This is a genomic window from Maricaulis maris MCS10 (genome assembly GCF_000014745.1).
Classification (GTDB): domain Bacteria; phylum Pseudomonadota; class Alphaproteobacteria; order Caulobacterales; family Maricaulaceae; genus Maricaulis; species Maricaulis maris_A.
Map to the genome: position 1 here is coordinate 572,509 of NC_008347.1, position 12,051 is coordinate 584,559.

General features: G+C 61.8%; 9 protein-coding genes and 1 tRNA gene. 8 read left to right on the forward strand and 2 right to left on the reverse strand.

The window, feature by feature from the left end:
* Positions 1-135: 135 nt before the first annotated feature.
* The 4 genes from MMAR10_RS02505 to MMAR10_RS15935 all read left to right on the forward strand — a co-directional run bounded on the left by MMAR10_RS02505 (position 136) and on the right by MMAR10_RS15935 (position 4,448).
* Positions 136-948, forward strand: coding sequence for an ABC transporter permease (locus MMAR10_RS02505; RefSeq protein WP_011642426.1), 813 nt, complete (start codon positions 136-138; stop codon positions 946-948).
* 82 nt (positions 949-1,030) lie between these two features.
* A complete protein-coding gene (locus MMAR10_RS02510; protein WP_011642427.1) occupies positions 1,031-2,218 on the forward strand; it encodes an aspartate aminotransferase family protein in 1,188 nt (395 codons plus the stop codon).
* A gap of 27 nt (positions 2,219-2,245) precedes the next feature.
* Positions 2,246-3,175: an Hsp33 family molecular chaperone gene (locus MMAR10_RS02515; RefSeq protein WP_011642428.1), complete on the forward strand. Its 930-nt coding sequence runs from the start codon at positions 2,246-2,248 to the stop codon at positions 3,173-3,175.
* Positions 3,176-3,293: 118 nt separating this feature from the next.
* Complete coding sequence (locus MMAR10_RS15935) at positions 3,294-4,448, forward strand: GGDEF domain-containing protein (protein WP_011642429.1); 1,155 nt, start codon at positions 3,294-3,296, stop codon at positions 4,446-4,448.
* On the opposite strand, the gene MMAR10_RS02530 is transcribed toward MMAR10_RS15935, so the two are convergent.
* Both MMAR10_RS02530 and apaG read right to left on the reverse strand, forming a co-directional pair.
* Entirely contained in the window at positions 4,445-5,902 is a 1,458-nt protein-coding gene (locus MMAR10_RS02530) for a TrkH family potassium uptake protein (RefSeq protein ID WP_011642430.1), read from the reverse strand. The genes MMAR10_RS15935 and MMAR10_RS02530 overlap by 4 nt on opposite strands.
* Before the next feature lie 50 nt (positions 5,903-5,952).
* Positions 5,953-6,345: a Co2+/Mg2+ efflux protein ApaG gene (apaG, locus tag MMAR10_RS02535; protein WP_011642431.1), complete on the reverse strand. Its 393-nt coding sequence runs from the start codon at positions 6,343-6,345 to the stop codon at positions 5,953-5,955.
* 165 nt (positions 6,346-6,510) lie between these two features.
* Between apaG and MMAR10_RS02540 the strand changes: the two genes are divergently transcribed.
* From MMAR10_RS02540 to MMAR10_RS02555, 4 genes are all read left to right on the forward strand, one after another.
* Positions 6,511-7,530 (forward strand): 2'-deoxycytidine 5'-triphosphate deaminase, encoded by a 1,020-nt coding sequence (locus MMAR10_RS02540; RefSeq protein ID WP_011642432.1) that lies wholly within the window; start codon positions 6,511-6,513, stop codon positions 7,528-7,530.
* Between the two features lie 96 nt (positions 7,531-7,626).
* Positions 7,627-9,615 (forward strand): alpha/beta hydrolase family protein, encoded by a 1,989-nt coding sequence (locus MMAR10_RS15940; protein WP_011642433.1) that lies wholly within the window; start codon positions 7,627-7,629, stop codon positions 9,613-9,615.
* Positions 9,616-9,764: 149 nt separating this feature from the next.
* Positions 9,765-11,822 (forward strand): alpha/beta hydrolase family protein, encoded by a 2,058-nt coding sequence (locus MMAR10_RS15945; protein WP_011642434.1) that lies wholly within the window; start codon positions 9,765-9,767, stop codon positions 11,820-11,822.
* Between the two features lie 98 nt (positions 11,823-11,920).
* Positions 11,921-11,994: transfer RNA gene (locus MMAR10_RS02555), tRNA-Gly, on the forward strand.
* Positions 11,995-12,051: the final 57 nt, after the last annotated feature.

Here is a 12,051-nt window from a genome sequence, read left to right on the forward strand (position 1 = left end):
TGTTTAATTACACCAGATATTGTAGCCGCAGGAGCCACCGCCACAAGATGGGGTTATGGTCATACCTGTGGAAAGCTCACTTGCACGACCAATCGTTAACGAAGATGGTTACCGGGAAATTAAGGGTAATTCGATATGAGTAACGCTCACTTAACTGATTTTCCACAGCCCAAGAAGTTCGGGTATTTCAATACCTTGGGGCTTTGGACGCTGTACAAGAAAGAAGTCAGGCGATTCCTCAAGGTCGGCATGCAGACGGTGCTCGCGCCGGTCGCAACGACGCTGCTTTACATGACCGTTTTCACGGTCGCGATCGGGGCACGGCGGGGCGATGTCGGCGGTATTCCCTTCGCTGAATTCCTGGCACCCGGCCTGATCCTGATGGGATTGCTGAACAACGCCTTTGCCAATTCGGGGTCGTCAATCCTCGTTTCCAAGGTGCAGGGCAATACGGTCGACTTCCTGATGCCGCCACTGTCGGCTCTGGAATTGTTCATCGCCTTCGTCGCCGGCGCCATGACCCGCGGCGTGCTGGTCGCGGTGGTCACCGCGGTAACGCTGATCCCCTTCATGAACATGATGCCGGAGCATTGGTGGGCGGTGCTCTATTTCGGGCTGAGCGCTGCGGCGATGCTGGCAATGATCGGCGTGATCGGCGGTCTGTGGGCCGAGAAATTCGATCACATGGCCGCGGTTACCACGTTCGTGATCACCCCGCTGACCTTCCTGTCGGGCACATTCTACTCGATCACCAACCTGCCCGGACCGCTGGCAACCATCAGTCATTTCAACCCCTTCTTCTACATGATTGACGGCTTTCGCTATGGATTCACAGGTCATGCCGACGGCAGTCTGATGATCGGGGTGATCCTGCTCGCGCTGATCAACCTTGCGCTCGGTATTCTCAGCTATGCGTTGTTGCATGCAGGCTGGCGCTTGAAGAGCTGATCGGCCCGGCCTAGAGGAGAAGAAAGGCCCGCGCCGAGACCGGGTCAGCCATGCCGTTCAGGCACTCCAGGAGGATATGAACATGCCCGCACCGATGATGGATACCTACGCCCCGCCGGATCTGGTCTTTGATCACGGCAAGGGACCGCGCCTGTTCACGGCAAGCGGTGACGGGTATCTGGACTTTATTTCGGGCATTGCGGTGAATTGCCTGGGCCATGCCCATCCCAAGGCCGTGGCCGCGCTCAACGAGCAGGCCGGCAAGCTGTGGCACCTGTCCAACATGTTCAAGGTCCCGGCCGGCGTCGAACTGGCCGAGAAACTGACCAAGGCGACCTTCGCCGACCGTGTCTTCTTCACCAATTCCGGTGCCGAAGCGATGGAATGCGCGCTCAAGACCGCGCGCCGCTATCACTATGTGAACGGCAATCCGCAGCGCTATCGCATCATCACCTTCACCGGCGCCTTCCACGGCCGCACCTATGGCGCGATCAATGCCGGCGGCAATCCGAAATATCTCGAGGGCTTTGGCCCGGCGATGGAAGGTTTCGACCAAGTTGAATTTGGTGACCTGGAAGCCGTCAAGGCTGTGATCAGCGACGAAACCGCCGCGATCTGCGTCGAGCCGGTCCAAGGCGAGGGCGGTGTCCGCGCTCCCGAAGACAGCTTCCTGCGCGGCCTGCGCCAGCTCTGCGACGAGCACGGCCTGATGTTGATCTATGATGAGGTCCAGTCCGGTGCCGGTCGCACCGGCAAACTGTTCGCCCACCAGTGGGTCGACGGTGCCGAGCCCGATATCATGGCGGCGGCCAAGGGCATTGGCGGTGGTTTCCCGATGGGCGCCTGCCTGGCTACGGAAGCAGCGGCCAAAGGCATGGTCGTCGGCACACATGGCTCGACCTATGGCGGCGGACCGCTGGCAATGGCGGTCGGCAATGTGGTGTTTGACGAGCTGACATCAGACGGTTTCCTCGACCAGGTGGTCGAAGTTTCCAACTATCTGACCCAGCAACTTCACGGTCTGATGGACCGCCACGCCGACAAGGTCGAGGAAGTGCGCGGCAAGGGCCTGTTGATCGGCATGAAGCTGAAACCGGGTTTTGACCCCAAAAAGCTTGCAGGCCTGGCCCGCGATCGCCATCTGCTGATCGGCGCCGCCGGTGACAATGTCTCGCGTCTGGCGCCGCCCCTGGTGATTACCAAGGACGATGCCAGTGAGGCCGTGGCGGTTCTCGACGAAGCGCTCGGCGCGCTTGAAGCCACAGCCTGACGCGTCCTGCAGCCTGCAAAGACAAGGATGACGACCGTGAGTGACCCGCTCGGAGAACACGACAATATTGTTGCCGGCTTTCAGATTGAAGGCCGGACCGTGCGTGGGCGGGTCACCCGGATCGGCTCGGTGCTCGACGAGATCCTGTCGGCGCATGATTATCCCGAGCCGGTGGCGCGACTGCTGGGCGAGGCCGTCCTGGTCACGACCCTGGTCGGTGACGCGCTGAAATTCGATGGTCGCCTGATCGTGCAGGCCCAGGGCGATGGTCCTGTGCGTTTCCTGGTGGCGGAATATGTCACCGGCGAAGGCGTGCGCGGCTTTGCCTCGATGGATCGCGATGCGGTGGATGCGGCGCTGGACGCCGGAATCGCCCCGGAGGCGATGATGTCGACCCTGCTCGGGCGCGGCTCCTTCGCCATGACCATCGATCACGGGCCGGATATGGACCAGTATCAGGGCGTGGTGGCTCTGGAAGGGGCTTCGCTGAGCGAAGTTGCCGAGACCTATTTCCGCCAGTCCGAGCAGACACCGACGCGTCTTCGCTGCGCGATCGGCGAGATCTGGACCGGCGATGAGGCCCGCCAATGGCGCGGCGGCGGTGCCCTCCTGCAATCGGTCGCAGGCGATGATGCGCGCGGATCGGCCGAGGAAGACTGGGATCACGCCCGGGCCCTGTTCGAAACTGTCGAGGATGGCGAACTGCTGGACCCCGACCTGTCCGCCGGGGCGCTTCTCTATCGGCTCTACAATGAAGACGGTGTCCGCTTGATGGAGCCGACGCCGGTGATCAAGCGTTGCTCGTGCGAGCGCGAACGCCTGCGCCGGATCATCGCCTCCTTCCCGGCTGACGACCGGTCTGCGATGGAAGCGGACGGTGCTATCGTCATGACCTGTGAGTACTGTAACCGTGACTGGCGATTTACGCCGGACGAGGTCGCAAGGCCGCATTCCTGACCGTCGCTGGCCGGTGATTTTGTTGCGTTGCATCATAATCGGTTGCCCGGTCGCAACCCTCCGGTAATGCCTGCGCCGGACAATCGCGGTTCAACAGACCCGGCGAGATCCACGCGACATGGATACCAAAACACTTATCCTAGGCCTGGTTCCGGTCATTCTGGCCGGCGTGTTCATCCACGCCGCCAATGCCGCCATCCAGCGCAATAGCAACGGACCCCGGTGGTGGCTGGCCGGCACCGCAGCGCACGGTATCGGTTTGGGTCTGATCACCCTGCGCGACGTGCTTCCTGACGTATTGGGCATCGTGTTGGGCGATATTCTTGCGGCCGGCGGTTTCCTGATCATGCTGGAGGGGGTTGCCCGTTTCGCGGGGAAAAGAGTGCCGAAATGGCAATTGGTTGGCATGGCCGCGATTGTCGTGCTGGGATTCCCGGCTTTCACCTGGGTGATCGACAATGCCGCTGTGCGGTTTGGCATTTTCGGCTCAGTGGTGATCGCATCAAATCTCTTGATGCTGGGCTATCTGTCGATAATCGGCCGCCGGGATGGTCAGCCGGGCGTTCGCCTCCTGCGCTACACGATTTACTATTTCGTTGGCAGTCTGACGGTGACGTGCGGCGGCGTGCTGCTGCTGACCCCGGAAATGCCGAGCATTCTGGCGCCCAGTCAGTTGGTCGCCATGGGTCTGCTATCGCTGCTGGTGGTGGAGACCAATCTTGTTTTCGGCTTTGTCCTGCTTTCGGCCAGTCGTTCGGCCTCGGTTCTGCGCCGCGCCGCGCTGACGGATCATCTCACCGGGCTTCCCAACCGGCGGGCATTCGAGGCCTTGGTCAATGACCACTTCGAAATGGCGCCTTCGGGCGAGCAGCAGGCCGCCCTCGTCGTCTTTGACATTGACCACTTCAAACAGGTCAATGATGGACACGGTCATGATGTAGGCGATGCTGTGCTCCAGCACGTGGCAACGGTCCTTCAGGCCGCCATTCGTGACACGGATCATGTGGCCCGGCTCGGTGGCGAAGAGTTTGTCGCGCTGATCCATGCGCGACCGGAGGCCAGTGTCCATGACATTGCCGACCGCATCCGCCAGGCTGTTGCGGACAGGCCCTTCGTGCTCGACGGACGGGAAGTTTCAGTAACAATTTCTGCCGGACTGGTCGAAGTTTCGGGAGGTCAGCCCACGCTCGCAAGCTTGTTCAAGCGCGCCGACCAGGCGCTCTACAAGGCCAAGGACGCTGGCCGCAACCAGGTGGTCACGGCAGCCGCCTAGGGTCGCCAGAAGCGCGGGCTCAGCAGGATCAGGACGGCGAGGACTTCCAGCCGCCCGATGAACATGTTGGCGGTCAGCACCCATTTCACCGGATCCGACAGGGGCTCGAACGTGCCCGCCGGGCCGATAATCGATCCAAGCCCCGGTCCGACATTGGTCAACGTGGCCGCCGCGCCCGACAGCGCCGTTACCAGATCAAGCCCCATTGCCGAAAGTATCGAGGCCGAAGCGGCGTAAACGGCGAAGAAGACAAAAAAGAACCCCAAAACCGAGTGCAGGATGCTCTCTGATACCGGTCGGCCGTTATAGTGCATCGGGATGATGGCGTTCGGTCTCAGCAGGCGAGCGAGATAGCGGCGCATGGCGGTTCCGGCGATCTGGTAACGGAAGATCTTTACGGAGCAGGTGGTCGATCCGGCGCAGCCACCGATGAACATGAAGACGAAGAAACCGGCCTGTGCCAGTGGCCCCCATTGCCCGTAATCGGTTGTGGCAAAACCGGTCCCCGTGATGATTGAAATGGCGTTGAAACTGGCATGACGCCAGGCCGCTACGTCTCCCGCAGGCAGGTCCTGCGCCATGATCAATGCGGTCAGGCCCAGCGTCGCCACGGCGACGACCAGCAGGAAACCCCGCACCTGGGAGTCCTTGTACAAGCCACTGAATTTTCCCCGCGAGGCCAGCAGGAACAGGCCGAAAGGCAAGGAGGCGAGGATCATGAACACGACGGTGATCATGTCTGAGCCGAGATGCACATATTCGCCCATCGAGTTGTCGGACGTCGAAAAGCCACCGGTCGAAACCGTCGACATGGAATGGCAAAGGGCCGGCAGCCACGCCATGCCGGTGCCGACATAGGCGAGGAAGCAGACGATGGTCAGGGCCAGGTAGATGGCCGCGATGCCGGCAGCAATCTGGGTCGCGCGCGGCAGGACCTTCTCGGAAGTGTCGCCGGTTTCCAGCTGGAATAACTGCATTCCGCCAATGCCCAGCATCGGCCAGAATGCCATGGCGGTGACGATGATGCCGATGCCGCCGATCCATTGCAGGATGGCGCGCCAGAGCAATAGACCCGGCGGTCGCATGTCGAGCCCCGTGATCACCGTGGCGCCGGTTGTGGTCAGGCCGGAAATCGACTCGAAGATGGCATCCGTCCAGTCCAGTCCCTGACCGGATAGTCGCAGCGGCAGCGCCGCACACAGGGCCAGTCCCAGCCAGGCACCCACGATCAGCACGAAAGCGCCGCGCGCCGGCATGTCGCCGACCGGTCCGCGTGTGCTCAAAGTCACCGCACCACCCACGAAGACACCGATGATGGAGGACAGGATGAAGGCTGTCGCGCTCTCCTGCTGGCCCGAGGCGAAATCGACCACAGCCGGGGCCAGCATTGTCACCGCCAATACCGTCACCATCATGCCGATCATGAACAGGACTTGCCGCAGGGCCTGGGTCACGGGCGCATGTCTTCCTGGGAGCGAGTGATCATCGGTGGGCGGTCATCGGATCAGTGCAGCCACAAACGGTCGGACGGCCGATCCAGCGAGAAATCGGGAATGGTTGCCGCGAAACTTTCACCATCGCCGCGTCGCATTTCGTAACTGCCGCTCATGAAACCTGACGGCGTCGGGAGAGGCGCGCCGGATGTGTAGCGGAAGCGGCCTCCTGGCTCGATCACCGGCTGCTCGCCGATCACGCCCATGCCTTGCACATGCTCGGTGCGCCCATTGGCGTCGGTGATCATCCATTTGCGGGCGATCAGCTGTACAGGCTGTTTCCCGGTGTTCTCGATCTCGATCGTATAGGCCCAGACAAAGCGGCCTTCTTCCGGCGTGCTCTCGTCTTCCAGATAGTCAGGACTGACACTGATCCGCACGCCGCAGCTTTCGTGCTCATACATGGAGCGCCCCTGTGGCCGGCCCGCACCATGCGTGTCCGACCCTTGATATAGCCAGCTATCATCAACCTGCGCGCTACGCGGCTCAACCCCCACGGTCAGCACGGCTGGACAGGGGGCGCGGGATGTTGGACATCTGCGCCTCCCAACACATGCTGATCGTGATCCATGGCCGATACCGGAATTCTTCCCGACCATCATCTTGCCGCCCTGGCCGGGCGCGGCATCCTGACGACCGCGGCGCCACTGGCCGACGGGCAGGTCCAGCCGGCCAGCATTGATCTGCGTCTGGGCAGCAAGGCCTGGCGCCTTCGCGCCAGCTTCCTGCCGGGTCCGGGGCGGACGGTCGCCGAGCGCCTGGATGATGATCTGGTCATGCACACGGTCGATCTGACCGCCGGTGCGGTGCTGGAAACCGGCTGTGTCTATCTGGCACCGCTTCAGGAAGGCCTGAAACTGCCGGCCGGCTTGAGTGCCGCGATGAACCCCAAGAGTTCGACCGGGCGGATCGATGTGTTCACGCGGGTCATCACCGATCACGGCGTCGCCTTCGACCAGGCCCCGGTGGGCTATGAAGGTCCGCTCTATGCCGAGATCTCGCCCTGTACATTCTCGATCCTCGCCCGTGAAGGCGACCGGCTGAGCCAGGTGCGCTTTCGCCAGGGAGCGCACAAGGCCCTGCGCGAGGTCACTGTCAGCGTCGATCTGGCCGGTTTTGGTGACGGGATTGTCGGCTATCGCGCTCGCCGCCATTCCGGCCTTGTTGACCTGTCCCGGATCGGCGGCCATGCGGCCGGCCGGTACTGGGAACCCCTGACGGCCCCCGACCGCCGTCTGGTCCTCGATCCTGGCGAGTTCTATATCCTGGCTTCGCGCGAAGCGGTCACGATCGGGTGCGATGAAGCGGCTGAAATGGCGCCGATCGCCACGGAGATTGGTGAATTCCGCGCTCATTATGCCGGCTTCTTCGATCCGGGTTTTGGAACCACCGAAGCCGGTGGCACGGGCGCGCGCGCGGTGCTGGAAGTGCGGGGCCGCGATGTCCCGTTTCTCCTCGAACACGGCCAGCCGATTGCCCGGCTGGTGTATGAGCCGATGTTGGATGTACCGCATACGGTCTATGGCCAGGTCGCATCGAACTATCAGGCCCAGGGCCTGAAGCTGTCGAAGTTCTTCGCCAGCGAATAACCGGCCTTTCTGGGATTTCTTCTTGATTGTCGCGAACCGAGACTAAATCTTACGGGTAGCTTACCCTTTTGTGGGCTTTTATTTAGGGAGGGGTTCATGGTCAGATTATCAGGCCTGTTTATGATGTTGTGCATGGCGGTTGGGGCCGCCCACGCACAGCCGCCGGTGCCGTCGATCGACGACTACGCCGCCATGGCGAACATGTCGTCTGTCAGCATTTCACCGAATGGCGAGAAACTCGTTTTCATCTCCGGCGAGAGCCGGGCCGAACGCTCGATCGTCATTTACTCGCTTACCGGCGGTGCGCCGTTCGTGATCGATGGCGGCGATGACCAGGTTCTCGCGTCTGTCACCTGGGCAAATGACGAAAACCTGCTGGTGACCTATTCAGAGCGCCGCGACCTGGCGGGCGCTGGTGAGCGCGCCGATGTGTTCCGGACCTATGTGGTGCGGGCCGATGGCAGCGGAAACTGGGAGCTGGCGATTGACGCCGCGATGGCCAACCGCGACATGTCCGATCCGGACAGCATGCTGGTCTGGTTGCCGGTCCTGCAAGACAATCGCGGCTCGCGCACCGGCGGCGATTCCGTCGAGCGCGCAGTTGGTCTTTTTCGGCAGGAATTCACCCGTGACCGCGCCCGCCGCCGTGTCTTTATCGGTGATGGTGGCTTCAACTATCTCCTCAACGCCAACAATGAGCCGGTGGTCCGCTATGCCTTTGATGATGGCGAGTTCGAGCTCTGGTCCAATCTCGACGACAGTGGCTGGGAGCGTGTGTATGCAGAAAACCTGACGCGGGAGCGCTTCCGTTTCGGGGCTCGCCGGTCAGACAGCTGGGTCGGTCGCATGACCAATATGGCCGGTCTGGATGCCACCGGTCAGTACGGCTATTTCAGCTCACGCGTGAACAATGACCGGTCCGCAGTCTTCCGCTTCAATTTCCAGACCAATGAGATCGAAGGACCTGTGGTTCAGTCGGACCTGGCCGATGTCGGCGGTTTCATCCGTGATTGGCGGACGAATGCGGTCATCGGTGTTCGCTGGGCCGAAGAGCGTCAGCATGTCGAGTATTTCGACGAGACCTTTGCCAATATCCAGACCCAGCTCGAAGGCTATTTCCCGGATTCGAATGTCTCGATCACAAGCTGGGACGAGGGTTTCACCAAGGTCGTGATCAGCATCAGCGGCGGGCAGACCAGCCGCAGCTATTATCTGCTGGATCGCAATACCGGCCAGATGGCCTTCCTGTCCGGGGCCTACAGCCGCATTCCGGACGAAGCCATCGCACCGGTCGAGGTGGTGCACTACACCGCACGTGACGGTCTGGAGCTGTTTGGCTATCTCACCACCCCTCCGGGGCGTGAAGCCAGCGACCTGCCCTTGGTCATGATGCCTCATGGTGGCCCGCAGGCCCGGGACAATTACGGCTTTGACCCCTGGGCACAATTCCTGGCGGCGCGCGGCTATGCCGTGTTCCAGCCGCAATTCCGTGGCTCGGACGGTTTCGGTCGCAACTTCATCACCATGGCCCATGGCGAATGGGGCCGCACCATGCAGGATGATGTTTCCGACGCTGTTCTCCACCTGGTTGAAACCGGTGTGGCTGCGCGCGATCGGGTCTGCCTGTTTGGCTGGTCCTATGGCGGCTATGCGGCCCTGGCCGGCGCAACCCTGACGCCGGAACTCTATCGCTGCACGATCGCCGGCGCGCCGGTCTCGGACGTGTTCGAAATGATGGAGTACGAGACGGGTCGTTTCCGCGGTGCATCGGTCACCTACTGGGCCGAGTATATCGGCGACTGGCGCAGCGAGACCGAGTACATCACGCGCATCTCGCCGGCGCTGAATGCCAGCGACGTCCAGGCTCCGATGATGATCATCCACGGCACCGACGACCTGATCGTTCCCTTCGAACAGGCCGAGCTGATGGCCGCGGCGATGGAAGCGGCCGGCAAGCCTTATGAGCTGGTCGCCATCCAGGATGGTCCGCACCAGTCCTACCGGATGACTGTGGACAACTCGCGGGAGCTCTATACCGCGCTCGAGCGTTTCCTGTTCGAGCACAATCCGCCGGATCCGCGCTAAAGCGACCGGAATACGGTGAAATGATTGGGAGCGGGTCCGGACTTTCGGGCCCGCTCCCTTTTTTGTTTGATAATACTGCCCGGCTCTGCTTGAAATTACAGGTTGAGTAAATTGCGCCCCGGGGAGGGCGCTCTGTTTCGGGGGTTTTCATGCGATTTGGTTTGGGTTGTGTCGTTGCGGGGCTGGCGTCCGCCGTTTTCGCATTTGAGTCTGAAGCCATTCAGCCGCAAGACATTCCGGCTCTCGAGGTCGAGGATTTCCTTGCACTCCCGGACATGAGCGGCGTCCGCCTGTCACCGAATGGCGAGAAGCTGGTTTTCATCAGCGGGCAAAGCTGGGAAGAGCGGGCCATTGTCGTCTACACGCTGGACGGTAGCGAACCGCCACTGGTTATCGATGCCGGTGACGACCAGGCCATCTCGGTTGCCCGCTTCGCATCCGATACCCATCTCTGGCTGGAATACACAGACCGCGGCAATTGGTGGGGCATGGGTGACGATTTCTATGTCAGCCGTCCCTACATCATGCGCATCGAAGACCAGAACTCCATCGAGCTGGAGGTCTACACGTTTTTTGCCGGCATCAATGAGGAGAATCCGGAGACTGTCCTGACCTGGGTCCGGGCGCAACGTGCGGGCGGCGGGATGATGACCCGTGTACGTGGCGGTGTCGGTTATGGGCTGTTTGAACAGGATCTGGACCGCCGCACCGGCCGCAGTCGTGTGGAAATAGGTGTCCGCGATTTCGACATGAGCCTTGGTCCGAATGACCGACCGGTCATCCGCCAGCGTGGTGGGCGCGACGCCTCCGATCCGTACGAGTTCTGGGCCCGCTCTGATGGTGGCACCGGCAGCTGGGAGCGGCTCTACACCGAGCGCCACCAGATGATGCGGGAATTCTCTTTCGCGGCACGCACCTGGCACGACTGGCTCGGCGTCATCGAGTGGGTCCAGGGTGTCGATCCGACGGGGCGCTATGCCTATTTCTTCTCCGAGACAAATGGCACACCCACAGGGCGGATGCCGGGGCGGCGCAGCGCGCTTTTCCGCTTTGACCTTCAGACCAGCCAGATCGAGGGGCCGGTCGTCCAGTCTGATGTTGCCAGTATCACGGGCACGCTGCGGGATTGGCGGACCAATGGCATTATCGGAGTCAGTTGGGATGATGGCCGCCGGCAGGTCGAGTATTTCGAGCCGGAATTTGCAGAAGTCTACAATCAGGTGGCCGGCTTCTTCCCGGATTCCAATGTGCGTCTGACCAGTTGGGACCGGGCGTTCGACAAGGTGGTGATCCATATTGAAGCCGGCGGCACGGCGGGCGCTTATTATCTCCTGACGCGTTCGACCGGCGATGTCGCCATGCTGGGCAATTCGCGCTCGCGGATTCCTGACGCGCTGGTCGGTGATGTGTCCGTGGTCCGCTATCAGGCCGCTGACGGCCTCGACCTGTTCGGCTATCTCACCACCCCGGCGCAGACCGAGGCGCGTGACCTGCCCTTGATCATGATGCCGCATGGCGGGCCGGAATCCCGGGACAGCTACCGTTTTGACGAGTGGGCACAATTGCTGGCCTCCCGTGGCTATGCCGTGTTCCAGCCCCAGTTCCGGGGTTCCGGTGGTTTCGGGGTCGAATTCGCCGAGCGCGGTTACGAAAACTGGGGCCAGAGCATGCAGACCGATCTCAATGACGGGATCGACCATCTCGCGGCCGAGGGCATCATCGATCCGGACCGGGTTTGCATTTTCGGCTGGTCCTATGGCGGTTACGCAACGCTCGCCGGAATGACGCTGACACCGGACCGCTATCGTTGCGGCGTGGCCGGGGCCGGCGTCTCCGACATCCTCGGCATGATGGATTATGCCCAGGATCGCATGGGCGGCGGGTCGCAGCTTTACTGGGCCCGCAATATCGGCGACTGGCGCGGCGACAATCGCGATCACATCATCTCCGTTTCGCCGGCCCGGCAGGCAGCATCGGTCCAGGCTCCGCTGATGATCATTCACGGCACCGACGATATCGTCGTGCCCTTCAGCCAGGCTGAACTGATGGTCGAGGCCATGGAAGAGGCCGGCAAGCCCTATGAGTTCATCCCGATCGAGGGCGGTCGTCACTATTCCGCTCAGATGACCGACGAACACCGGCGTCTGCTCTACGAAAACCTTGTCCGTTTCGTTGAAGAGCACAATCCGCCCGGTCCGCTGGACTGATCCGGTCACAACGCCTGCGTCCCGGCTCTTTCGCCGGGCGCAGGCTGTGCCTATAAATACCGCCTGCGTGGCTGCCTGTTCACGGCCCGGCACAGCAGGCGGGTGTAGCTCAATGGTAGAGCAGAAGCTTCCCAAGCTTACGACGAGGGTTCGATTCCCTTCACCCGCTCCAGTCTTCTCAACTGACGATTGATCCCGTAGCCGCAACTCCCCGCGCTGAGCATTGCCT

What these genes read in the sequence shown, in the direction of transcription:
- MMAR10_RS02505 (WP_011642426.1), top strand. Translation starts at nt 136, where the DNA reads ATGAGTAACGCTCACTTAACTGATTTTCCACAGCCCAAGAAGTTCGGG.
- MMAR10_RS02510 (WP_011642427.1), top strand. Translation starts at nt 1,031, where the DNA reads ATGCCCGCACCGATGATGGATACCTACGCCCCGCCGGATCTGGTCTTT.
- MMAR10_RS02515 (WP_011642428.1), top strand. Translation starts at nt 2,246, where the DNA reads ATGACGACCGTGAGTGACCCGCTCGGAGAACACGACAATATTGTTGCC.
- MMAR10_RS15935 (WP_011642429.1), top strand. Translation starts at nt 3,294, where the DNA reads ATGGATACCAAAACACTTATCCTAGGCCTGGTTCCGGTCATTCTGGCC.
- apaG (WP_011642431.1), bottom strand. Translation starts at nt 6,345, where the DNA reads ATGTATGAGCACGAAAGCTGCGGCGTGCGGATCAGTGTCAGTCCTGAC.
- MMAR10_RS02540 (WP_011642432.1), top strand. Translation starts at nt 6,511, where the DNA reads ATGGCCGATACCGGAATTCTTCCCGACCATCATCTTGCCGCCCTGGCC.
- MMAR10_RS15940 (WP_011642433.1), top strand. Translation starts at nt 7,627, where the DNA reads ATGGTCAGATTATCAGGCCTGTTTATGATGTTGTGCATGGCGGTTGGG.
- MMAR10_RS15945 (WP_011642434.1), top strand. Translation starts at nt 9,765, where the DNA reads ATGCGATTTGGTTTGGGTTGTGTCGTTGCGGGGCTGGCGTCCGCCGTT.